The sequence below is a fragment of the Rhodococcus sp. JVH1 genome, from assembly GCF_000280725.2.
In the GTDB taxonomy this organism is placed as follows: Bacteria; Actinomycetota; Actinomycetes; order Mycobacteriales; family Mycobacteriaceae; genus Rhodococcus_F; species Rhodococcus_F jostii_A.
The window spans coordinates 533,700-557,738 of the sequence record NZ_CP166289.1; the positions used below are offsets into that span (position 1 = coordinate 533,700).

The following is a 24,039-nucleotide window of genomic DNA, read 5'->3' on the forward strand; positions in this document are numbered from 1 at the left end:
GCCGGTACCCGTCCTGCGGGCGACATACAGCGGGTTCGCTCCCTCAGTGCGCTGCATCACACTCACTATTAACGTTTATAGTCTCGCAGTCAAGAGGTTCGCAGAGATCAATTCTCAGCGCGCGCCCCTGCTCGAGAAACCGGGTCGCGTAGCCACTGGCCTGGATAATCCTCCGTAAACGACCAGCCGGTCGACTCTCGAGTCCGCGCTCCGCGTACGGATGCCGCCGAACCCGAAGACCCGGTAGAACTACCAGAAACTAGAAAGGGTTCTACTCGGGTCGCGGAGGCCTGAACTACTCGCGAACGCGTTGCCGACCGGCCGCGTGACCGACCTGCAGCGGCGATGAAACAGCACCTGCACAGACGAATACGGCCATCCACACGAGTGAATGGCCGTATTCTCGCAGCCGGAGTCGAGGGCGCCGTGGCCGAGCGCCGGCACGGTGAGGCGATCGGTCGGTGCCGACTCAACGAAGCAACCATGCGGTTCTCCCGCTCATTGCGGGACGGTCGCTCTATCTATCCCAACCCCGGGCAGGTCCGCGCTCCGACACCTGTCATTGGCGTCAGAGTGATCACGTTCCGGGTTCGACCGCAAGCCCACAGTTATTTCTCTGCGTTGGTACTTCTAGGAAGCAGTAACGGGAGTGGAAATCTTGCGGTAGGTGTCCTTACGCCTGATGCGGTCGCCTCCGAACTCGAAAACGTCGCACGCACGCGTTTCCAGAAAAGTACCGTCCTCGTGCCTCTGGAAGGTAGTCCACCGGGTTACAGCAAAATCCATACTTACAAGCGGCTTCTCCATCACGGTTTCAGTCGCCGAACCGCTTGGTCGAAGATACATCTCGAATCCGCGACGAACATCGGCATGACCTTCGAACCGGACTCCTGGATCGGGGCCGACCGAAGAGTGGAAGATGCAATCGTCGGTCATAAGGTTCATCAGTGCGTCGACGTCCTTGATGTTCCAGGCGTAGACGAACTGGTCGATCAACGTTGCACGGTCGTCAATAGTCATGGTTGCTCCATATGCTCCGGTTCGGGAAGCCTCCGGCTGCGCTGATGATCGCCGCACAGGGGGCTTCGAAGGGTGGCTACACCCGACTGCCGGCCTCGATGTCCGTGGCGCGAGGCATCCCGGCGCGGGCCCCGACGTGTGCAACAGACAGCGCGGCAGCAACATTCGCGGCTCGGACCGCGTCGTCGAGTTCGTCTCCCGCTGCCAGCCGGGTGATCAGAACGCCATTGAAGGTATCGCCTGCGCCGGTGGTGTCGCGGGCCACGGCCGGCCGTGGCCGAACGTGGTCGACGTTCCCGTCGGGCGTGAGTACCAGGACACCGTCACGTCCCAGGGTGACAACGACCGGCGCTCCGGTGCGTGCCACGATCGCGGCGGCCGCCTCGCGGGCGTGGGTGTGCTCGTCGCCGAGCATCTTGGCGAGTTCGAGACACTCACCCGCGTTGGGCGTCAGGATCGGCCCGTACCCGAGGAGATCGGCAACCCCGGGAATGGGAGGGGCCGGATTCAGGACACAGCGTGCACCCGCCGAGGCGGCGGCGATCACCGCAGCCTCTACCGCGGCATCGGGTATTTCCGTGCTGACCAGCACCGAATCCGACGGTCTCAGGCGGGAAGCGAGGGCGCGCGTCACGTGTTCGGCGCTCACTGCGGCATTGGCACCCGCGCCGACTGCGATCTGGTTTTCGGCGCCCGGGTCGACGACGATCAACGCGACCCCGGTAGCTTCGTGCTCGAGGACGGTGACGCCATCCACCCAGATGCCCTCGGCGGTGAGTTCGTCCAGCGCCTCGGTGCCGTTGCCGTCCGCGCCTACCGCGCCGACGAGATACACGTCTGCGCCTGCCCGCGCGGCCGCGACCGCGGCGTTGGCACCTTTGCCGCCGCCGTACCGTTCGACGCGCCTTCCCACGACGGTCTCGCCCGGACCGGGCAGTCTCTCAGCGGCCACGACCAGGTCGACATTGATCGCTCCGACGACGATCACTCGCCCCCGGGGTGTACCCGCGTCCAGCGACGTACTCATGAGCTACCTAAGGGTGTGGCCACGGAATCTCTTATCTGTAGCAGGGTCGGAAACGGCTCGGGTGCGGGAACGTCGACCTTGTCGTCGATGAGTTCGAACAGCAGGTTCGCGGCTCGCGCACCCATGTCCCGAGCCGGTTGGCGGACTGTGGTCAATCTCGGTGTGAGGAGCGAGACCAGCGGTAGGTCGTCGAAGCCGACGACGCTGAGTTCTTCGGGCACCTGGATGCCCTCGGATCGGCAGTATTCGAGCACGCCGATGGCCATCAGGTCGTTCGCGCACAACAACGCTGTAGGGCGCTCCGACGACGGCCCGGACAATGCCTTCGCCGCGAGTTCCGTACCCGACTCCTGCCGATAGCTTCCACCGAAGACCGGAACGGTGTCGGGTTCGATTCCTGCGGCTGCCAACGCTTCCCGATAACCGGCGAGTCGCTGTTGGGCTGTCCACAGGCCCTCGGGACCGCCGATGACGGCGATCTTGCGATGGCCTGCTTCGAGCACATGCTGAGCGACTTCCCGGGCACCGCGGCGGTTGTCCGACACGATGGCCGGCAGGTCGAATCCGGGGACCTGCTCGTCCACCAGAACGATCGGACCGAGCCGGGTGAGTTCGAGAAGCGACGTCGGTGACGTCGACGCCCCCGACAGGTAGATGATCCCGTTCAGCCTCTGACTTCGGAGCAGCCGGCCGTTGAGCGACTCTCCGCCGTCGGTGGCTTCGGGGGCACACAACACGACGAGCACTCCACGAGCAGCTGCGGCCTGTTCGACGCCTTCCACGAGGAGCGCGAAGAACTGGTTCGACAGTTCGGGGACCACGAGTCCGATCGTGGGCGCCGAACGTCTCTTCAACCCCCGTGCAGCCTCGTTGGGTGCGTAGTTAAGGACCCGCACAGCGTCGAGCACGCGGGCTCGACGTGCGGGCGCAACCGGTCCGCTGTCGTTCAAGACATAGCTGACGGTGCTCACGGAGACGCCCGCGTGCCGGGCCACGTCTTTCATCGTCGGGGGCTGACCATTGCTCATAAAATTCTCAATCTACCGCAGCAATTGCGTGCACCGGCGACACAAGGCTCGTGTCGAGGCCCGCAGCCCAGGTCACAATCGAAGTCCACAGCGCCTGATAGTGCTGCCACTGCACGAATTCCGGCGGCGCCCAATGGGGTGCCAGATCGGACGCGAAGGCCACCGTGCGGCCGACGCCGAAGGTACCGACGACCAGCAGCGGGTCCTCGCCGAAGCGCGCGACAACCGTCGCGTCGGACTTGGCGATGACCCGGTTGTAGCCGAGAAGCATCGGCCATTCCGCGGGGGTCCCGCCGAGGATCTCGTGGTTCGGCTCGTCGAACGTGGCGTCGAGGCCTTCGGGAACTTCGATGCGGTCGTCGTAGTCGAGCATGGTGACCGGAAGCACCGGTGCCAGCGGGCTCATCCCGTAGCGGGCCTTGCCGTCGATCCCGGTGAACGACATGTAACCGCCTACCATGATCAGGCCTCCGCCTGCTTCGGTGAAGTCCGCGAGCAGCGACAAGCGGTTGACGCTACGTTCGGATCGCAGAAACGTCTCGTCGGCCAGCAGGAAGGAGTTCGCTCCGATGTCGCTGAGGACCACGACGTCGAACTGCTGCAACTCTTCCATTGTCTTCGGGAACCGCCCCGAGATCTCATGGGCGCGCATGTACGTCACGTCGAGCCCGGAAGCCTCCAGCGAGTCCAGGAAGACGCCGCCGCCTTCCTCGTACTCGACTGTGCGGAATTCGTCGAAGCCCTTGATGTGCACCGTGTGTTTGATCCACGATTCGCCGACCACGAGCGCCCGGGTGGTGCCGTCCTTAGTCGAAGTCATACCTACTCCAAATTTCAAAGAATGTGTGTGTGCAACTCGAGCCGTCGCCCGCGGTCGTCGTTGTCGGGAGCGGGCGGACCGGCGTGCTCGTCAGTGACGAGGAGATGCCGGTCCGCCGTGATCTGCGGCGATGAACGGATCGGTCAGCTCTTGGGGAGCGGCCGATCTCCTACAAAGTCCGGCAGCACACGCGCTTCCGGAACCTGCGGCATCGTCGTCTCGCGTGAATCCCAGCCGATCATCTTGTCCGGCAACAATTCCAGGTAGCGGCGGTCGGCGAATTCACCGAACTCGAAGTACTGCTCGGCGTAGGGGTGACCCGTGCCGAAGTACTTCTCGAACACTTTGTCCTGGAGCTTCTTCACGAGAACGTCATCTGTGGCTTCGACCAGCGTTCCCAGGATGCGTACACCGCTGACGGTGGCGTACTCGTCGCCCGAATCGACCAGCGCGGCGATCTTCCGGCCCGCCTGCGAGTTCGCACCGTGGCGGCTACCGGCGTCGATCGGGAGGAAGATCCTCTTTTCGTCGACGACGAACCACAGGGGAGTCAGGTAGATGCTCCCGTCGGCATTCACGCTCGCCACGCGGATGCTCTTGGCCCTGTCGAGGTAACCCCACCTCTTGTCGCCCCGCAGAGGGGCGGTCTGGCTTGCGGTCACGGCCATTGCTCTCTCACTTCCTCAGTTCTTGGAGGGTCTTGTGGTAATCCGGCACCTCGACGAGTCCCACACGGGGGGACGGTCCGCTGGTCCAGAAGAAGACGGTCCGCACACCGGTGTTCTCGAGGGTGTAGGTGTATCCGGCCGGCAGGTAGATGTGCTCTCCCGGACCGGCTTCGAGCACGACCTCTCGGTCGTTCGCATCCTTGACCCGCAGCTTGATGTGCCCCTCGAGGCAGTAGTGCGTCTCGTCGAAGTTGGGCTGCTCCCAGTTGTAGGGGGCGTGGTCGGGCTCCTGGTAGCAGTAGCCCTGGCGGAAGTAGCGTGCATCGTCGCGCTCCCGTGACAGGAAGATCGCGGTGTCGATGCCGGTGTTGAACTGCAGGCGCGGCATGCTGCTGATCTCGTCTTCGGTGATCACCCGCGGGTAACGTCGCGCGTTCGGCGCTGACGGATCGAAGTCGGCCATCCGGGTCTTCCCTTCATTTCGAGTCGGTTTCCGAGAACATCCACAATGGTGGCCAGGCAGACTGAGCGCAGTTGGCTCGTGCTGGATCTTCGGGTGAGTCCCGCGATGACCACCGGGATTGCTCGCCGGTGTGAAACGTTTCCACTTTTGGATCAAATCTGGCATTCAACCTGATGTAATGCCGACTGGATTCGTTTCTAATCTACAAGAGCGGTTCTGGAGCGTCAAGTGTTCTGGAGGATTCTCGCGTGCCTGGTGCGGACGCTGTCCCCAGGCCCGGGACCTGCACATACCGCGCCCCGGACAGCGCTGTTCCCCAGCGCACGAGCAACGTTTCGGTCTCCACCGGTCCGTGACTACACCCGCCGAGCCGCGGCTTTCCGGTACAGCGAGACCAGAGCATTGGTCGATTCATCGTGACCGGGCGCGGGCGGCTCGTCCTGAGAGAGCTCGTCGACGATGCGGTGGGCGAGCACTTTGCCCAGCTCCACACCCCATTGATCGAACGAGTCGATCCCCCACAGAACCCCCTGGGTGAACACCTTGTGCTCGTACAGAGCCACCAGCTGACCGAGCACGAACGGGTTCAGCCTGCCCGCCAGCAGCGTGTTCGACGGCCTGTCCCCCGCGAAACTTCGGTGTGCGACGAGGTCGGCCCGCACCCCTGCAGCCGCCACTTCCTCCTCGCCGCGACCGAAGGCGAGAGCCTCGGTCTGAGCGAAGAAGTTCGCCATCAACAGATCGTGGTGTTCGTCAGGACCGTCGACGGGACGCAGAAAGCCGATGAAGTCGCAGGGGACGAGGTGGGTGCCCTGGTGCAGCAGCTGATAGAAGGCGTGCTGACCGTTCGTGCCGGGTTCACCCCACACGACCGGGCCGGTACGGACCCGGACCGGCCGCCCCTCGGTGTCCACCGATTTGCCGTTGCTCTCCATGTCGAGCTGCTGCAAGTACGCCGGAAAGCGCGCAAGGTACTTGCTGTACGGCAGGACGGCATGAGTCTGAGCGTCGTGAAAATTGTTGTACCAGAGTCCGATCAGCGCGAGGAGCACCGGCATGTTGCGGGCGAACGGTGCCTCGCGGAAATGAGTGTCCATCGCACGGAAGCCGTCGAGCATCGAGGCGAAGTTCTCCGGCCCGATCGCGATCATCAACGACAGTCCGACCGCCGACTCGACGGAGTACCTACCACCGACCCAATCCCAGAAACCGAACATGCTCTCGCTATCGATCCCGAAGCGACGCACCTGTTCCGCATTGGTGGAGACGGCGACGAAGTGTCTGCGAACCGCATCCTCGTTGCCGAGCGCGTCCACCAGAAGCCGGCGCGCGGTGCGCGCATTGGTGAGTGTCTCGACAGTGGTGAACGTCTTGGACACGACGACGTACAGCGTTTCGCTCTGATCGAGATCCCGGACCGCCGACACGATGTCCGAACCGTCGACATTGGAGACGAAGCGGACGTTCAGTCCCGAATCCGAATAGGCCGACAGCGCCTCGACGGCCATCACGGGACCGAGATCCGACCCGCCGATCCCGATGTTCACCACGTTCTTGATGGCCTTACCCGTGTATCCCAGCCACGCCCCCGACCGGATCCGGGTCGCGAAGGCCGCCATGTCGTCGAGCACGCGGTGCACCCCCGGGACGACGTCACCTCCGTCGATCACCGTCCGCTCACCGCGTGCGGCGCGCAATGCCACGTGTGCCACGGCGCGGTCTTCGGTCGTATTGATTCGCTCCCCCGCGAACATCGCCTCGATCCGCCGGTCCACCCCGGCGGCGTAGGCGAGGTCGACCAACTCGCCGATCACCTCGGCGTCGACGAGGTTCTTCGAGTAATCCAATAGCAGTCCGTCGACACCGCGGGTGAACTCGGCAGCGCGACCCGGATATTCGGTGAAGAGTCGGCGAAGCGATACTTCGTCGAGGCGTGCTCGGTGTTTCACGAGCGCGGCCCACTGCGGCAACTGATCGACCGGGGTCTGAAGGAATCCCATCATCGCCTCACGCTTCTCGAGCCTGGACCGCCGAGACGGGGAACGGCGGTGGTACCTGTGCTGGGTTACGGCACCGGTCGACCTGCGCGCGGGCGTCGTCGAGAAGCAGCGCGACGGTCGAGGTGAGTTCGTTCCAGGCGACCTCGAACTTCTGCAGTCCCTCCGCTTCGAGCGCACGGACGACATCGTCGTACTCGACTCCGGCGAGCCTGAGCTTGTCGAGGACCGTGCGCGAGGTGTCGTATGTTCCGGAGATGCTGTCGCCGTCCACGACGCCGTGATCGGCCACGGCGCGTAGCGTCTCCTCCGGCATCGTGTTCACCGTTCGGGGGGCGATCAACTCGGTGACGTACCGGGTGTCGAAGTACGCGGGGTTCTTCACCCCGGTGGATGCCCACAGGAGGCGCTGCGGGTGGGCGCCGTCGGCCTCGAGCGCGCGCCATCGAGGAGTGTGCAGCATCGTCTCGAACTTCTCGTAGGCGAGCCTGGCGTTTGCTATCGCTGCCGCCCCGCGCAGGTAGTCGCGAGCGTCCTCGCCCAGGCGGCGGTCTACTTCCGTGTCCACTCGGGAGATGAAAAATGATGCCACAGAATGGATGTGAGACAGGTCGTGGCCGTTCGCGCGGGCCTGTTCGAGACCGGCCATGAACGCGTCCTGGACGCCTTCGTAACGTTCGAGAGAGAAGATCAGCGTCACGTTGACGCCGATGCCGGCCGCGAGCGTCTGCGTGATGGCTGGAAGGCCCTCGGCCGTCGCCGGAACCTTGATCAAGACGTTGCAGCGACCGATCGATCGAAAGAGGTCGCGGGCCTCGGCGACGGTGCCCGGCACGTTGCGCGACAGGTAGGGGTCCACCTCGATCGAGACATATCCGTCGGAACCGCCGGATCGTTCGTACGTCTCCTGCAGAATCTCGCAGGCCCAGCGAACGTCGGTGGTGGTCAACGCTCGTACGGCCTCGGGGGCATTCGCCCCCGCGACCGCCAGGTCGACGATCTGCTCACCGTAGGCGGCCTCACCCGACCGCAGGGCGTTCTCGAAGATCGACGGGTTGGTGGTCACGCCGCACACCGACCAGTTCCGCACGAGTGCGTCCAGGCTCCCCGACGCCAGGCGGTGACGAGACAAATCGTCGAGCCACACGGCAACGCCGGCGGCGGACAACCGCTGGAGCGGGCCGGACGCGGCCGGGGATTCCGCGGAGTTGCGCTCCTCCCCCGCCGGCCCTTCGTCGGTGCCGAGGTACTCGTGGGGGCGAACAGTGCGCCCTCGATCGTTTCTCATTCGAAGTCTCCTTGACCGTTCCGGCATGGGCACTTATTGTCATGTAAACGTTTCTACTCGGGAGGTCATCCCATCACATGCCGAATGCCCCTGACAACCTCACGCCCCACGATTCCTCGAGCGCCTCGACCGGCCTGATCGCCGCGATGACGCTCCGGCTCGGACACCCCGGCAGGATTCCCGGACGCGACACACTCACTCCGATGCTTTCACGCTCAATCACCGCAGGTGAAAGAACCGAAATCCCACGTTCAACTCCTTCCATGCCCCAGGTCAGGTGACCATGTCCAACACCTCTGCGTCTGCAACGCTCCTCGACGACGCCGCGACACTCTTCATCGATGGCGAGTGGTGCACCTCGGAACAGACATTTAAACGATTCGATCCGTACGAGGCAGATCGCCTGTCGGGCACCTTCGCGTCGGCGACTCCCGCTCACGTCCGCCGCGCCTACGACGCGGCCGAGAAGGCCCAGCCGGCATGGGCGGCCACATCTGCCGTCCAACGCGCCGACGTCCTGCGCCGAGCAGCCGACCTGCTCGAGGCCAGGGTCGAGACAGCCGCTCGCCGGCTCACCGCCGACATGGGCAAGGCCATCCGCGACGCCCGCGGCGAGGTGCTGCGCAGCGCTGCGATCCTGCGCTACTACGCCGGCGATCTGCTGCAGCCCTCGGGCGAGACCTACCCGAGCGCAGACCCCGAGACCGTTCTGCTCACCGTCGAGCAACCCCTCGGGATCGTCTGCGCCATCACGCCGTGGAACTTTCCGTTCGCGATTCCCACGTGGAAAATCGCTCCCGCAGTCGCATTCGGCAACTCCGTGGTGTGGAAACCGGCCGAAGTGGCCTCAGGCAGCGCGGTGTTTCTCACCGAAATTTTCGCCGAGGCGGGTCTGCCCACCGGTGTGCTCAATCTGATCACCGGCAAGGGCCGTTCCCTGTCCGGTTCGTTGACCGGGGACCACCGCGTGGCGGCGTTGACCTTCACCGGATCCAACGGTGTCGGTGTCCGCCTCCGTGAGGCGGTCGCAGACCGCAACGTCAAGGTGCAACTCGAACTCGGCGGCAAGAACCCTGCCATCGTGTTGGCGGACGCCGAACTCGAGGACGCGGCTGTGCAGGTCGTTCGCGGAGCCATGCTGGCCGCCGGGCAGCGGTGCACGGCCACCAGTCGCGTGTATGTTCAGCGCCCGGTGGCCACGGAATTCCGCGAACTGCTGCTCGCCCAGGTGAACCGGCTGGTGGTGGGCAACCCGTACGACGAGGCCACCGATATCGGGCCGATGTCCTCACCGGAGCAACGCGACACCGTGGTCGAGTATCTTCGGCTCGCACACGAGGAGGGTGCGGACATACTTCTCGGTGGCAAGGCAGACGGTGAGGGCTGCTTCCTCGAACCGACGGTACTGACCGGTGTGGCACCGTCCAGCCGACTCGTGCGGGAGGAGATCTTCGGCCCGGTACTCGTCCTGACCGAGGTCGAGGATTTCGACGAAGCGCTGGCCGCGGCGAACGACACCGAGTTCGGCCTGTCGGCCTCGCTGTTCACATCGAACATCTCCAAAGCCATGCAGTTCGTGCACCGGATCAATTCCGGCCTGGTCCATGTCAATCGGGAAACGGCGAGTGTGGAGCCGCACGTCCCGTTCGGCGGGGTCAAGGCCTCGAGCAGCATGAATCGTGAGCAGGGAAAGGCTGCCCGCACGTTCTTCACCACCACCAAAACGGTCTATCTCAGATCGCCGAACTGACGGGGGCGATCGCACATTTTCGAATTCAATCGCTTGGCCCCAGCACTTTTCAGAACAACCAACGCTTCGACGGAGGAAAACGATGGACCACACTCAGAAGTTCTACATCGACGGCACCTGGGTAGACCCGATCGGCTCGAAGACGCTCGAGGTGATCAACCCGGCGACGGAGAAGCCGATCGCCACCATCGCGATGGGCAACGAACAGGACGTTGACCTCGCCGTCACCGCCGCGCGCAAGGCCTTCGACAGTTTCGCCTCGACCACCCCGGCCGAGCGGATCGTCCTACTGAAGAAGATCATCGAGGTCTACCAGCGCCGCATGAAGGACCTGGCGGCCGCCGTCACCAGCGAGATGGGAGCGCCCACCGGCCTCGCGGAGGCCGCTCAGGCACCTGCAGGTCTCGGGCACTTCATGGCGACGCTCGACGCCCTCGAGACCTTCACGTTCGAGGAAAAGATCGACACCACGACCGTGGTGCGCGAGCCGGTCGGCGTCTGCGCCTTCATCACCCCATGGAACTGGCCGCTCAACCAGATCGTGGCGAAGGTGGCACCCGCCCTCGCAGCCGGATGCACGATGGTGCTCAAACCGTCGGAGATCGCGCCGCTGAACGCGATCATCTTCGCCGAGATCCTCGACGAAGCCGGGGTTCCCGCAGGCGTGTTCAATCTCGTCAACGGTGACGGCCTGACCGTGGGAACGGCACTGTCCGCGCACCCCGAAGTCGACATGGTCTCGTTCACCGGGTCGACGCGGGCCGGCGTCGAGGTCGCCAAGAACGCGGCACCGACGGTCAAGCGCGTCGCCCAGGAACTCGGCGGCAAGTCGGCGAACATCGTGCTCGACGACGCCGACTTCGAAGACGTCATCACCCGCGACGTCACCGGAATGGTGGTGAACTCGGGCCAGTCCTGCAACGCCGGATCCCGCATCCTCATCCCCTCGAATCGCATGGACGAGGCTGTGGAAATCGCAAAGAAGGCCGCGGCCACCATCGTCGTCGGAGCTCCGGATGCGGAGGGCACGACGGTCGGGCCCGTGGTGTCGCAGGCACAGTTCGACAAGATCCAGGGACTCATCCAGAAGGGCATCGACGAGGGCGGCACGCTCGTTGTCGGTGGTACCGGCCGCCCGGACGGGCTGCAGGAGGGTTACTTCGTCAAGCCCACCGTCTTTGCCGATGTCACCAATGACATGACGATCGCGCAGGAGGAGATCTTCGGGCCGGTGATGATGTTCATCGGCTACGAAGACGAGGACGACGCGGTCCGCATCGCCAACGACACGCAATACGGGCTCGCCGGCATGGTGTCTTCCGGAAACCCCGAACGTGCTCGGAAGGTCGCTCGGCGGATGCGGACCGGAATGGTGCACCTCAACGGCGCCCCGCTGGCCGCCAATGCACCGTTCGGTGGATACAAGCAGTCGGGCAACGGCCGTGAATTCGGCAAGTTCGGTTTGGAGGACTTCCTCGAGGTGAAGGCCATCTTCGGGGACAACCAGAACTGACACACCCACGGGGGGTCGAGCACGCGCGCCCACGGGGCTCGGCCTCCCCCCACTGGTTGTGCTCTGTCGATTCGGAAAGGCTCCACGCTATGCAGATCGGGCTTATCGGGCTGGGAAAGATGGGCTTCAACATGCGCGAACGACTCCGCCGTTCGGGCACCGAAGTCCTCGGTTACGACCCGCACGTCAACAGCTCCGACGTCTCGTCCATCGACGCGCTCGTCGAGGCACTTACCGCACCGCGCATCGTCTGGGTGATGGTTCCGGCGGGTGCGCCGACACAGGAGACGATCACGCACCTGTCACAGGCGCTTTCTCCGGGCGACCTCGTCATCGAAGGAGGCAACTCCCGCTTCAGCGAGGACATCCACAACGCGAAGGCGCTCGACGCGCGGGGAATCGGGTACATCGACTGCGGTGTGTCCGGTGGAATCTGGGGTCTCGAGAACGGTTACGCACTGATGGTGGGCGGATCCGAGGAGCACGTCGACAGGGCGATGCCGCTCTTCGACGCCCTCCGCCCGGAAGGCCCGCGTAGCGAAGGATTCGTACACGCGGGACCCATTGGAGCAGGCCATTATTCAAAGATGGTGCACAACGGGATCGAGTACGGCCTCATGCAGGCGTACGCGGAGGGCTTCGAGCTGCTCGAGGCCACGGAACTCGTCGAGAACGTCCCGGCAGTGATCGAGGCCTGGAGCCGCGGCACCGTGGTGCGATCGTGGCTCCTCGACCTCCTCGTGCGCGCCCTCAAAGACGATCCCGAGCTGTCCGGGATCTCCGGCTGGACCCAAGACTCCGGAGAAGGCCGGTGGACCGTCGAAGAGGCCATCCGCAATGCCGTTCCGGTACCGGTCATCTCGGCTGCACTTTTCGCCCGGTTCGCCAGCAGACAGGAGACCTCACCGTCGATGAAGGCGGTCTCCGCCCTGCGGAATCAGTTCGGTGGACACTCAACGAGCAGGACAGACGCTGCACTCGATCAGGTGAAGGCAGCGGCCCGATGACAGTGAGCCGCCGGGAGAAGCCGGACCGTAATCTCGCCCTCGAACTGGTCCGCGTAACGGAAGCAGCCGCGATGGCGGCCGGACGCTGGGTGGGACGCGGCGACAAGATCGGCGGCGACGGCGCCGCCGTCGACGCAATCCGGCAGCTCATCAATTCCGTGACCATGCGCGGAGTCGTCGTAATCGGTGAGGGCGAGAAAGACAACGCCCCCATGCTCTACAACGGTGAGTGCGTCGGAACCGGCGACGGTCCCGAGTGCGATGTCGCGGTCGATCCGGTGGACGGCACGACGATGATGTCCAAGGGAATGTCCAATGCCATCGCCGTGCTCGCGGTGTCCGAGCGCGGAACGATGTTCGATCCGTCTGCGGTGTTCTACATGGAGAAGATCGCGGTCGGTCCCGATGCCGCCGACGTCATCGACATCACCGCGCCGGTCCACGAGAACATCCGTCGGGTGGCACGATCGAAGAAGTCGTCGGTCTCGGACGTGACAGTGGCCGTACTCGACCGGCTCCGCCACGGCGACCTCATCAATACCGTGCGAGACGCCGGAGCCAGGGTCCAACTGCTGGCGGACGGAGATGTCGCCGGCGCCATCGCGGCCGCGGATCCACGTTCGGCACCGGATATGCTGTTGGGGATCGGCGGCACCCCCGAGGGCGTGATCGCAGCAGCGGCCCTGCGATGCATGGGAGGCGCGATCCAGGGCCGGCTCGCACCCACCAACGAGGCCGAACGCCGGCGAGCGATCGACGCGGGCCACGACCTCGACCGGGTGCTTCATACCGAGGATCTCGTTTCCGGAGACAACGTGTTCTTCTGCGCGACGGGCGTCACCGACGGTGACCTGCTCCGCGGGGTGCGATACGCCGCCGGCGGAGCGTCCACCCAGTCAATCGTCATGCGCTCCAAGTCCGGCACGGTCCGGATGATCGACGGACGACACAGTCTGAACAAACTCCGTGAGTACTCCGCGGTGGACTTCCACGGCTGACGAACCACTTCGTACACACACAGAAAAGCAGGAAACGCACATGACCGCAGAACTCAAGCTCGGGTACAAGGCGTCGGCGGAACAGTTCGGCCCACGTGAACTGGTCGAACTTTCAGTGCTCGCCGAAAGTCATGGACTCGACAGCGCCATGGTGAGCGACCACTTCCAACCGTGGCGGCACAAGGGTGGCCACGCCCCGTTCTCCCTGGCGTGGATGACAGCAGTCGGTGAGCGGACCACAAGGATCCAGCTCGGCACCTCGGTTCTGACACCGACATTTCGGTACAACCCCGCAGTCATAGCTCAAGCCTTCGCCACGATGGGACTGCTCTATCCCGGCCGGGTGATGCTTGGGGTCGGCACCGGTGAAGCGCTCAACGAAATCGCGACCGGGTTCGAAGGCGATTGGCCCGACTTCAAGGAACGCTTTGCCCGCCTGCGCGAATCCGTGCAACTCATGCGCGAACTATGGAAGGGCGGCCGGGTCGACTTCGAAGGTCAGTATTACCGCACCACCGGCGCCTCGATCTATGACGTTCCTGTAGAGGGCATTCCGGTGTACATCGCGGCAGGTGGTCCGGTCGTCGCCCGCTACGCCGGTCGTGCGGGTGACGGATTCATCTGTACCTCCGGTAAAGGCATGGAGCTGTACAACGACAAGCTGATGCCAGCCGTCGCCGAGGGCGCGCAGAAAGCCGAACGGAAGGTCGAGGACATCGATCGCCTGATCGAGATCAAGATTTCCTACGACACCGACCCCGCACAAGCACTGGAGAACACACGATTCTGGGCACCGCTGTCCCTGACACCCGAGCAGAAACATGACATCACCGACCCTATCGAGATGGAGGCCGCCGCGGATGCGCTCCCCATCGAGCAGGTCGCGAAGCGGTGGATCGTGGGTGCCGACCCGGACGAAGTGGTCGAGGCGATCAAGCCCTACATCGACGCAGGGCTGAACCACCTGGTTTTCCACGCCCCCGGTCACGATCAGAAACGCTTCCTCGAGTTGTTCGAGCGCGACCTGGCGCCCCGGCTGCGGGGGCTCGGCTAACTCACCCCAGCCCGTCACCGCACCGTCCAGCCAGACACCGCGGTGACCGTCCTCGCACACGTCCAGCCACAGACAGTGCGATGACCGTCGGCGGCGCACCAGGAGTGCGGCCCTACGGAGTGACTGGAAATTCCCACAACTCACCTGGGCCGTACGTCACCATCGCCTGGTGTGCCGCTGTACGACTTTTTCACCGGCACCCAACTACCTATGCCCCCAGCGCCGATACAGTCGCTCGACCAGCCTGAAGACCAAGGAGATCACTTGAAGAGAGTGGGCGTCATCGGCGGCGGGACAATGGGGGCGGGGATAGCGGAAGTAGTTGCACGAGCAGGTGATACAGTGACCATCCTTGAGCGCGACATCACCTCGGCCAATGCCGCAACGGGCCCTATCCAGTCGTCCCTTGCCCGTGCCGTCAAGTCGGGACGACTCGACAACAACGCCTCGGCAGACATCTTCGCGAGAATCAACGTCACACTCGGTATCGAAGACCCCGCTCGGGAGGCCAGGCAGGATTCCTGGTCAATGCCCTGCTGATTCCATACCTGGTCAATGCGATCAGGATGCTCGAATCCGCCAGCTTGGAGGATATCGACGACAGCCTCAGCTCTGGCTGTGCCCATCCTATTGGACCTCTGACACTGTGCGGCAGAATCGGCCTCGATATCGTACTCGCGATCACCGAATCGCTGCACGCTGAGTTCCGGGAGCAACAGCACAGCCCGCCGCCGTTGTTACAGCAAATGGTCGAAGCCGGTCGTCTCGGCAAGAAGACGGGCCAGGGTTTCTACTCCTACACATAGTCCAGACGGCTCGTCGAGAAATGGGCGGCCACAATCAGCCCCGGCACCGGCAGCAATCGTGTGCCCATATTCCCCACCGGTTCACCCCGCCGACTGGACCGAACTGGACACCAAGGCCGTCGACACCATCCGGGTGCTCACCGCGGACGCAGTGCAGAAGGTCGGTAACGGCCACCCCGAACACGGCCACACCCGCGGCGTCGAGATCACCACCGGACCGCTCGGTCAGGGCCTCGTCTCCGACGTGGGCATGGCCATGGCTGCCCGCCGTGAGCGCGGCCTCTTCGACCCCGAGACCGCGCTCGGCGACAGCCCGTTCGACCACCACATCTACGTCATCGCCTCCGTCGGCGACATCGAGGAGGGCGTCACCTCCGAGGCCTCCGAGATCGACTCCCCCGGCACCGTCTGATACTCACCCTGCGACAGTCGCAACCCGAGGCGGCCACGCTTGGACGCCTTCATCGCATCCCGGTCGGCGCCTTCGCGATACCCCGCCACTCACCATTGACACAAGCTCTAGCAGCAGTTGCGCCGCTTTGGGCCAGTGTCGACGAGCGGCCGCCGGACGGTCGTCGGGCCGGCGGCTCGCGCGCGTCGAGGGCGAACAGGTCGGATGCCGCGACGACCGCCATCATCGGAACTCGTTGACAGGATGTGAGGGCCGCCAGGCCCTGCGCCTGACGATTTCCGCGCGATCCGCTGTAGGTCGACCTGTCCGCCGTTCGCGCACGTCATCAGGACAGTGTGAAGGCCTTGTACCCGGCCGCGACGTTTTCCTCCCAGTGGTCGAAGTAGGAAGGAAGGCCGCCGGAGTAGTTGAGCATCTGGCTCGGTTTACCGGGAATGTTTGCCCCGTGATACCAAGACTTGGCCCGCGGAAAGAGCGACATATGGAAGACTTCCTCCACGTGCGCCGTCCATGATTGCTCAGCGTCCTCGCTGGTCTCGAACCGCTGGTATCCGCCGTCGCGAACGTGGGTCAGGAAGTCGACAACGATCTCACCCTGTACCTCCGCGCAAGTGGGCCCGTTGCAGAATCCGGCTGGGCTCTGCGGGCCGTACACGAACATCAGGTTGGGGAATCCCGCAGTGGTGAGTCCCATGAAGGTATCGAGCCGCTCGGACCACTTGTGGCTCAACAGTTGATCATTGGTTCCTCGGATATCGATCGACGTGATGCCACCGCGGTTCGCGTCGAAACCTGTCGCGAACACCAGGATGTCGAACTCGTGCAGACCGGACTTGGTCTGGACACCCGCCGGGGTGATCCGCTCGATCGGATCCTCGTTCACATCGACGATGTCGACGTTCTCCTGGTTCACCACATCATAGAAGTTCTGCTCCAGCGAGGGTCGCTTCGTCCCGAACGGATGGGGCGGATCCATCGGGGCAAGCTTCTCAGCCTTGACCGGATCGGTGACGCGCTGACGGACCTTGTCGCGCCAGAAGTCGTACATGATGCGGTTCGCGCGTTCATCGAGCAAGATGTCTTGATAGTTGGCGAGCCACAGCTCGAAACCGCCGGTAGCCCACATCCGTTCGTAGGTGTCAGCTCGCTCCTCGTCCGAGACTTCGAACACGCTCTTCGGGATGAAGTCCATGTCGAACCCGGCAAACGACCTCCGGCGCTGGGCAAATCGCTCGGGAAGGTTTTCCTTCAGCTTCTCTTTGAGCTGGCCTGTCAACTGTTGCTGCCGCATCGGAAGCGCAAGGTTGGGTGTCCGCTGGAAGATGGTGATCTGTTCGGCGTCCGCGGCGGCCTCCTGGGTGACCTGAACGCCGCTCGACCCGGTGCCGATGATCCCCACGCGTTTGCCGGCCATGTCCAGACCTTCTTGGGGCCACAATGCGGTGTGGTGAGATTCGCCTGCAAAGCTGTTGAGCCCGTTGATGCTGGGAATGTGTGGCTTGGCGCCGAATCCAGTGCAGATCACTACAGACCTGGCACGCAGCATCCGGCCCGTGTCGGTGCGCACTGTCCATTGGTTTCGCTCGCCGTCGAAGTCCGCAGACGTCACCCGCGTACTGAAGATGATGTCTCGAGACAGATCGAGCTTGCGGTCGACATAGGCAAAATAGTCGCGCACACCGGACCATGACGGGTAGAGCTCATCGTAACTCCAGTCCTTCCACAGGTCCTCCCGTGAGTACTGATAGATCTGCCCGGTGCTGTCGGTTCGAGCACCCGGGTAGCAATTCCAGTACCAGATGCCCCCAAGCGAGTCACCGGCTTCGACGACCTTCACCGAAAATCCGCGTGAACGAAGTTGATCGAGTTGATACAGACCCGCGAAGCCGCCTCCGACGACGAGAACGTCCAAGACGCCGTTCGCCTCGTCGAGCTCCCTCGTATCGATCGATGCCGTGGTCATGCTGCCTCCTTGAGTGAAATGTCTGGGACCCGCGCCGAGGAGCAGATCGATGTGTGCCAAGCCGGCCCGTTCGTATGACCGACATCACATACGCTAGGGCCGTTCGAGAACCCGGGACTGTCCGATATCGATCCACCGGACACGCGGCGGGCACCGGGCACACGTGCACGCATGCCTCGCGTGGCGAACGGTCAGTTCATCACCGGCATCCACCATTCAACTGCAGCAACATTTTTGGTCGGAAGAACGGCCTGCAGGAGTCCGGGCACTCCTGCATAACTCTGCACGTTGAGCATGGCGCCCGGCTCCGGTGTCGGCATCCACGCCGACGGCGTGGCACCGTACCCCTGTCCTACGCACAGTGAGGAGCAGAACAGCGCTGGCTCCCGCCAGGTTATGGAGTGGCGAGGTGCTCGCTGCGATCGAACCCGATGTGAAGGGCTACTTCCGCGGTCGCAAGCCTGACCAGGTCGGTCCAGACGCGTCAGTTGCTGCGGACCTGTTGTTCGAGAACGTCCAGGTTCCCTCGGATAACATTATCGGTGAGCTCGACTACCGCTTCTTCCACCTGATGACATACTCGCAACAGGAGCGGCTCGAGTGCGCGATCAGCAACCTCGCCAGCGCAGCGCAGATCCTCGACGAGACCGTGGTGTAAAGCAAGAACCACAAAGCTTTTGGTCATTCGATCGGTCAGTTTCAGCACAATGGGTTGCCCCTCGCCGATCTCGTTACTCGATCGAAGTCGCCCGAGCAGTCATCGATCAGTACGCGATTGCCCACGTGGGCGCTGAGTTGACGCCGATTGACGCTGCCAATGCCACATGGTGGTCCTCGCAGGTGCAGAACGACGTGATCGCCCACTGCGTCCAAGTCCAAGGCGGCAGGGCTATTTGAACGAGTACCGGTTGGCCCGCGCTTGGCGTGATGCTCGCGTCACCAAGATCTGGGACCCGCAACACGGGGAGGGCCGTGGCCAGCGGTCTCATGGCCCGGTCATCGCGAAATTCCTCTGCGCGAATAACTCGTGGCTGAGGTCCCCCACCCCAGAACTGAGAGGTGCGTCGCATCGCATCTAGAGGAAGGTGCCGGTGCACTTTCTTCCACCTGCGCAGCCGTCGCTCAGTTGGCCGGCCGCGCAGGTGTGGCGATGATCTCGGCGGGCACCCCCGAACCAGCACCCTCGACCGCAAGAGAGAAACGCCGGGTTCACGCGGCCATCGGACTGTGGAACTGCCCCGATCAAACTGATCGGCCAACCGTGGGCTCGTCGACACTGATGGGATTTCATTGGCCGGTAGGCAGTGACGATGAAAGGTGCTACCCGTATTCCGCGAGGGACATCACAGCTATGCCTCAGCGACGCTACCGCTCTATCCAGTCGGTGTAGAAGTCAGGAAGGTCGGTTGATACGCGTCCCTTGAACTGGGGCTTCCTCTTCTCTCGGAATGCTTGGACACCTTCTCTTCCATCTCCGATACTGGTGTAGAACATGGCGAGTGAATCGATGCGGTGAGCCTCGGCGGGGTGATCGAGAAGCGCGTTGCGGTACATCATCTGCCGGGTCAGGGCGGTCGCGACACGCGACCGATCGCGAGTGAAGCGATGTGCCAGTGCAAGCGCGGCATCGAGAAGTTCGTCCGGCGAGTGGACCGAGCGAACCAGGCCGATCTCGGCCGCGTCGGCCGCGTCGAGGATGTCGGCGGAGTACACGAGGTCGAGTGCGGTATCGAGTCCGACGATCCTCGTCAGGAACCAGGTCGAGGCTGCTTCGGGTGTGATCCCGAGGCGGCCGAAGACAAACCCGAATCGTGCTGCTGTGGAGGCGAGTCGGGCGTCCATGGACAATGTCAGGGTGGCTCCGATGCCCACGGCGGGGCCGTTTACGGCGGCGATCACGGGTTTGAGGCAGTCGAACACCGCAAGTGTGACCCGACCACCGGTGTCGCGGACGCCGCGGGCAACGACCGGGTCCTGCAAGTCACCCATATCGTGGAGGGTCGGCTCCAATGTCTCGTCGAGGCCGAACACGTTGCCGTCGGTCGTGAGATCCATACCGGCGCAAAACGCACGGCCCGAGCCGGTCACCACCACGGCATTGACGTCGTCGTCGTCATTGACGGCCCGGAAGAGGTGCTCGAGCTCATCAGCCATGGAGATGGTGAAGGCGTTGAGCGACTCCGGTCGATTCAGCGTCACGATGAGCACGCCGTCGCGCAGTTCGAGGGCGATCGTGTCGTACTCGACATCCACGGTGCGGATCATCGGACGGCACCCGCAAGTTGGGGAAGTCTGTTCACGATCAGATCATGGGCTTGATTGACCGTGCCGGTCACGATCTCCTCGCAGGTGAGGATCTCGTCGATCAGTCCCTGTGATTGCCCGGCCCACCACAAGCCGGCATCCACGTCACCGCCGGCCAGAACCTTCTGGCGACCGCGCACCCCGGAGGCCAGATCGGCGACGTCGTCGAATGTTGCGTTCGGAAGCGCGGAGATCTCGGAAATTCTCTCCGAGATGGCGTTGCGGGCGACGCGGGCGGTGTTGTTGAACTCTCGAAACACCAGTTGCGTGGATCGTTCGTCGTTGACGGTGATCTGGCGTTTGACGTTCTCGTGGACCGTCGCCTCTGTGCTGGCGACGAATCTGGTTCCCATGTTGATAGCGCTGGCCCCCAATGCCAGAGCCGCCGCCAGGCCGGCACCATCGGCGAATCCGCCGCTGGCGATGACGGGGATCGACAGTTTGCGGGTGGCGGCAGGGATCAGGACGAGACCGGGGACGTCGTCGTTGCCGGGATGGCCGGCACATTCGAACCCGTCGACGCTTACCGCGTCGACTCCAAGCTTCTCCGCCTTCAGCGCGTGGCGCACGGAGACGGCCTTGTGGATTACCTTGATGCCGGCGGCGGCGAAGGCGTGCAGATGGGGAGCGGGGTTGCTACCTGCCGTTTCGACGACGCCCACGCCGGAGTCGATGATGGCAGCGCGGTAGTCCTCGTAGGGAACAGGTTTGAGGGTTGGCAGGATCGTCAGGTTGACACCGAAGGGTCGGTCGGTCATGGACCGACACCTTGCGATCTCCTCGGCCAAGGCTTCGGGTGTCGGCTGGGAGAGAGCGGAGAGGAATCCGAGAGCACCCGCGTTTGCGACGGCGGCGATGAGGTCGGCAGTGCCGACCGCAGTCATGCCGCCACAGACGACGGGATGCTCCACGTCGAAGATCCGTGTGAAGGAGGTAGTGAACACCCCGGGGCTCCTTGGTCAGTTGAAATGTGAGATCAACGCCGGACCCGCTGCGGGAGAGGGTTCCACAGCGGGATCCGGAGGGTCAGGGGCGGCCGGCGTGTGGTACGTCCACTTCGGTGGCGAGCATGCGCCCCAGACGGGTTGCGGTGCGTTCGGTCTCGTCGAAATTCGGTGCGACGCACAAGAACAGGGTGCGTCCGTCGTCGCCGCCGAGCGCGACGGCGAACACCCCGTCGGGTGCGGTGCTGACCTCGTCGAGGATTTCGCCGCCCTTGGCGATCCGCACCGCTCGGTTGTTCGCGGCATCGGCAATCCACACGGCGCCTTCGGCGTCGAGGGTCAGACCGTCGGGCACGATCGTGGCGGCCTCGAGTCGTGTGCCGACGTCGGGCTCGGCACCGAGGTCTCCGTAGCCGGCCCATTCGATTCGCTCGCCGAGCGTGCCGTCCGGGTGGATGTCGAATGCCGAGATCCGATTGCCGAACAATTCGTTGACCAGCAGGGTTGAACCATCGGGAGTGATGACCATGCCGTTGGGGAATGACAGTCCGTCGGCGACGATCGAGGCGCTTCCGTCGGTGTCGACGAGGACGACAGTTGTGTGCTCGTGTGGCGCCCCACCCATGAGGTCGAATCCGAAGTTGCCCACGTAGGCCCTGCCCTGGGCGTCCACGACCATGTCGTTGGCGTGGCCACCGCATAGGTCGTGGATGTCGGCATGCTCGACGAGTGTGCCGTCCGACTCTTGACGCAGCACCTTGCGGTCCTTCATCGACACGATCAGCAGCCGCCCGTCCGGTAGCCAGCCGAGCCCAGAGGGTTGGTGCGGGACCGTCGCGACAAGTTCGATGCTGCCGTCGGCGTTCACGGCATTCACGGTGTGGGTGTAGAAGTCCGCAAACCAGAGACGTCCGTCATGCCAGCGGGGGCCCTCGAGGTACGAGTAACCGTCGACAATGGTTCGCAGCGTGTATTCGGTCATGGTTGTGCCCCTTTAGATTTGGAGTCGTTTCGGGCTCGGCATTTCAAACCCGCGTTTCTACCACTGTTGTCCGCTGAGTGATCAAACGAATGTCCGAAAATGCAACACCACGTTGGGGCGAGCGATGACTCGTTATAGGACACCTTGTGCCCGACGGGGGGTACAGGATCGGCCTATTACGTCGTCGCAGAGTTGGCATCCATCGAGGACCCGACTTGGAGCAATCTGATGAAAGGCGGTAGGACCGGTGGATGGGCTCATGATGAGTAGTCAATTGTCGGTGGCGAGGCTGCTGTGGCGCGCCGAGAACGTGAATGGCGCTCGGATCAACACGGCCTGGACTTCGGACGGGGTTCGCAGTTTCACGTACCGGGACCTGGTCTCCGACGTGCGGGATCTGGCCGGTGCGCTCGCATCGATCGGCGTGAAACGCGGGTCCCGAGTCGCAACCATGGCGTGGAATACCCGTCAGCACCTGGCGGCATACTTCGCGGTTCCAGCGCTCGGGGCCGTCCTGCACACGGTAAATCACCGCATGCCGGTCGAACACATGGCCTATACGATCAACCATGTTTCAGATGAGGTTCTGATCGTCGACGAGGATCTCCTCCCGTCGGTAGAGGCGATGCGTGGCCGGATTCCCACGGTTCGCCACCTCATCGTTGTGGGCGAACCCGGTGCGATCGATGACTTCGACCAGGTCATTCCCTATGATCAGTTCGTTTCACGTGCATCCACCCACGGGACCTTCCAGGAGGTCGACGAAAACACTGCGGCGTCGATCTGCTTCACCTCGGGCACGACCGGGTCACCCAAGGGCGTGGTCTACAGCCACCGGAGCATCGTGCTCCACGCCATGGCGATCAGCACCAAGGGCGGAGTCGAGATCGACGCGGAGCGGGCCTACCTGCTCGCCACCCAAATGTCGCACGTCAACGGCTGGGGTGTCCCCTACGCGGCGGCGCTCCAGGGCGCACGTCTGGTGCTGCCCGGACCGCACCCCACACCCGAGCGGTTCCTGGACTTGATCCATGGCGAACGGCCCGACACCTTCGTCGGCTCGCCAACGGTCGCCGCCCTCATGCGCGACGAGCACCTTCGCCGAAACTGTGGCTACGATCTCTCGGAGCTGAAGACGATGTGGCTCGGAGGGCAGGTGCCGCCGGTCGCTCTGGCGCGGTGGTGGGCTGAGCAAGGCGCCCGCGTCGTAAATGGATGGGGAATGACCGAGACATCTCCGATGGGCACCTTCTCCCCCGGCGGCTCGATGCAGGGCAGGCCACTGCCGTTGTTCGAGCTCCGCGTCGTGGACGAATCCGGCTCACCGCAACACTGGGATGGTCAGACCGTCGGCGAACTGGAAGTACGTTCGCCGTGGGTCGCCCGGGAATACCTGGACGATCCACGAACGGCGGACAGCTTTCGAGACGGCTGGCTGCGCACCGGCGATGTGGCGACCGTTCACCCAGATGCCGGCCTGCAGATCAAGGACCGCGAAAAGGACCTCGTCAAGAGCGGTGGGGAGTGGATCTCCTCGGTAGACCTCGAGAATGCGCTCATGCTTCATCCTGCTGTCTCGGAGGCCGCCGTCATCGCCATACCGGACGACACATGGCAGGAACGCCCCCTCGCGTGGCTCCGGCTGGACGCCGACGTGACCGACGAGGAGCTCCGGACGTTCCTGGCGACAACACTCCCCCGATTCTGGCTGCCCGATCGTTTCGTGAGAGTCGACGAGATCCCCAAGACTGCAATGGGCAAGATCGACAAAGCCGACATCAGACGACAGCATCGGGAAAACACAGGTCAGCCCACATCGACAGACCAGGCGAGCACAGTCTCCGATGGTCGCGACCACAACGTTGCAGTCATCCCCACCAGGTCCGATACAACGAGCGGACTGTAGCAAAACGGGACACACACAAAGGTGTGAGCCAGGTTACATTGCAAGGAGGGTCAGCTCGGAAAATCCCCTGACCAGTGATGTAAGGTGGC

The 24,039-nt window shown here is 63.7% G+C and carries 19 protein-coding genes and 2 pseudogenes; 9 read left to right on the forward strand and 12 right to left on the reverse strand.

The genetic code is table 11. The features are described from left to right. Positions 1–630: 630 nt before the first annotated feature. The 8 genes from JVH1_RS02590 to tal form a co-directional block, all read right to left on the reverse strand. On the reverse strand, positions 631–1,020 hold the full coding sequence (locus JVH1_RS02590; RefSeq protein ID WP_009479934.1) for a nuclear transport factor 2 family protein: 390 nt from the start codon (positions 1,018–1,020) through the stop codon (positions 631–633). 76 nt (positions 1,021–1,096) lie between these two features. After that, a complete protein-coding gene (locus tag JVH1_RS02595; protein WP_051033810.1) occupies positions 1,097–2,047 on the reverse strand; it encodes a PfkB family carbohydrate kinase in 951 nt (316 codons plus the stop codon). Beyond that, positions 2,044–3,075: a LacI family DNA-binding transcriptional regulator gene (locus JVH1_RS02600; RefSeq protein ID WP_237735314.1), complete on the reverse strand. Its 1,032-nt coding sequence runs from the start codon at positions 3,073–3,075 to the stop codon at positions 2,044–2,046. The genes JVH1_RS02595 and JVH1_RS02600 overlap by 4 nt, the downstream gene beginning before the upstream one ends. A 7-nt stretch (positions 3,076–3,082) precedes the next feature. Next, positions 3,083–3,895 carry a glutamine amidotransferase gene (locus JVH1_RS02605; protein WP_009479931.1) on the reverse strand — a complete coding sequence of 271 codons (813 nt, stop codon included), beginning with the start codon at positions 3,893–3,895 and terminating at the stop codon, positions 3,083–3,085. Positions 3,896–4,038: 143 nt separating this feature from the next. Further along, a complete protein-coding gene (locus JVH1_RS02610) occupies positions 4,039–4,563 on the reverse strand; it encodes a pyridoxamine 5'-phosphate oxidase family protein (protein ID WP_009479930.1) in 525 nt (174 codons plus the stop codon). A 7-nt stretch (positions 4,564–4,570) separates the two neighbouring features. Beyond that, the gene (locus JVH1_RS02615; protein ID WP_009479929.1) at positions 4,571–5,026 is read right to left on the reverse strand and encodes a hypothetical protein; all 456 of its coding nucleotides are present in this window, start codon (positions 5,024–5,026) and stop codon (positions 4,571–4,573) included. A gap of 356 nt (positions 5,027–5,382) precedes the next feature. Next, entirely contained in the window at positions 5,383–7,026 is a 1,644-nt protein-coding gene (pgi, locus tag JVH1_RS02620; RefSeq protein ID WP_371113083.1) for a glucose-6-phosphate isomerase, read from the reverse strand. A 7-nt stretch (positions 7,027–7,033) separates the two neighbouring features. Continuing rightward, complete coding sequence (gene tal / locus JVH1_RS02625; RefSeq protein ID WP_009479927.1) at positions 7,034–8,311, reverse strand: transaldolase; 1,278 nt, start codon at positions 8,309–8,311, stop codon at positions 7,034–7,036. Between the two features lie 283 nt (positions 8,312–8,594). Between tal and JVH1_RS02630 the strand changes: the two genes are divergently transcribed. From JVH1_RS02630 to JVH1_RS02660, 7 genes and pseudogenes are all read left to right on the forward strand, one after another. Continuing rightward, the gene (locus JVH1_RS02630) at positions 8,595–10,061 is read left to right on the forward strand and encodes an aldehyde dehydrogenase (protein WP_009479925.1); all 1,467 of its coding nucleotides are present in this window, start codon (positions 8,595–8,597) and stop codon (positions 10,059–10,061) included. An 82-nt stretch (positions 10,062–10,143) separates the two neighbouring features. After that, complete coding sequence (locus JVH1_RS02635) at positions 10,144–11,574, forward strand: aldehyde dehydrogenase family protein (protein ID WP_009479924.1); 1,431 nt, start codon at positions 10,144–10,146, stop codon at positions 11,572–11,574. A gap of 56 nt (positions 11,575–11,630) precedes the next feature. After that, complete coding sequence (gene gnd, locus JVH1_RS02640) at positions 11,631–12,581, forward strand: phosphogluconate dehydrogenase (NAD(+)-dependent, decarboxylating) (protein WP_272943950.1); 951 nt, start codon at positions 11,631–11,633, stop codon at positions 12,579–12,581. Then, positions 12,578–13,579: a class II fructose-bisphosphatase gene (glpX, locus tag JVH1_RS02645; RefSeq protein ID WP_043782413.1), complete on the forward strand. Its 1,002-nt coding sequence runs from the start codon at positions 12,578–12,580 to the stop codon at positions 13,577–13,579. Before gnd ends, glpX begins: the two co-directional genes overlap by 4 nt. Before the next feature lie 40 nt (positions 13,580–13,619). After that, on the forward strand, positions 13,620–14,633 hold the full coding sequence (gene fgd, locus JVH1_RS02650; protein WP_009479921.1) for a glucose-6-phosphate dehydrogenase (coenzyme-F420): 1,014 nt from the start codon (positions 13,620–13,622) through the stop codon (positions 14,631–14,633). Between the two features lie 264 nt (positions 14,634–14,897). Continuing rightward, a pseudogene (locus tag JVH1_RS02655) lies at positions 14,898–15,439 on the forward strand (3-hydroxyacyl-CoA dehydrogenase family protein). Between the two features lie 55 nt (positions 15,440–15,494). Continuing rightward, positions 15,495–15,830, forward strand: a pseudogene (locus JVH1_RS02660) (hypothetical protein); the annotation flags it as partial. Between the two features lie 346 nt (positions 15,831–16,176). Here the strand turns inward: JVH1_RS02660 and JVH1_RS02665 are convergent. Further along, on the reverse strand, positions 16,177–17,814 hold the full coding sequence (locus JVH1_RS02665; protein ID WP_009479916.1) for an NAD(P)/FAD-dependent oxidoreductase: 1,638 nt from the start codon (positions 17,812–17,814) through the stop codon (positions 16,177–16,179). 409 nt (positions 17,815–18,223) lie between these two features. Between JVH1_RS02665 and JVH1_RS02670 the strand changes: the two genes are divergently transcribed. Continuing rightward, positions 18,224–18,472, forward strand: a complete 249-nt coding sequence (locus JVH1_RS02670) for an acyl-CoA dehydrogenase (RefSeq protein WP_009479914.1) — start codon at positions 18,224–18,226, stop codon at positions 18,470–18,472. Between the two features lie 707 nt (positions 18,473–19,179). Here the strand turns inward: JVH1_RS02670 and JVH1_RS02675 are convergent. The 3 genes from JVH1_RS02675 to JVH1_RS02685 form a co-directional block, all read right to left on the reverse strand. Further along, complete coding sequence (locus JVH1_RS02675; RefSeq protein WP_009479913.1) at positions 19,180–20,079, reverse strand: crotonase/enoyl-CoA hydratase family protein; 900 nt, start codon at positions 20,077–20,079, stop codon at positions 19,180–19,182. Next, positions 20,076–21,062 (reverse strand): nitronate monooxygenase family protein, encoded by a 987-nt coding sequence (locus JVH1_RS02680; protein ID WP_009479912.1) that lies wholly within the window; start codon positions 21,060–21,062, stop codon positions 20,076–20,078. The genes JVH1_RS02675 and JVH1_RS02680 overlap by 4 nt, the downstream gene beginning before the upstream one ends. An 82-nt stretch (positions 21,063–21,144) precedes the next feature. Further along, complete coding sequence (locus tag JVH1_RS02685) at positions 21,145–22,044, reverse strand: SMP-30/gluconolactonase/LRE family protein (RefSeq protein WP_009479911.1); 900 nt, start codon at positions 22,042–22,044, stop codon at positions 21,145–21,147. Positions 22,045–22,303: 259 nt separating this feature from the next. Here JVH1_RS02685 and JVH1_RS02690 point away from each other — a divergent pair, with 259 nt between their 5' ends. Beyond that, on the forward strand, positions 22,304–23,950 hold the full coding sequence (locus JVH1_RS02690) for a long-chain fatty acid--CoA ligase (RefSeq protein ID WP_009479910.1): 1,647 nt from the start codon (positions 22,304–22,306) through the stop codon (positions 23,948–23,950). The last annotated feature ends 89 nt before the right edge of the window (positions 23,951–24,039 follow it).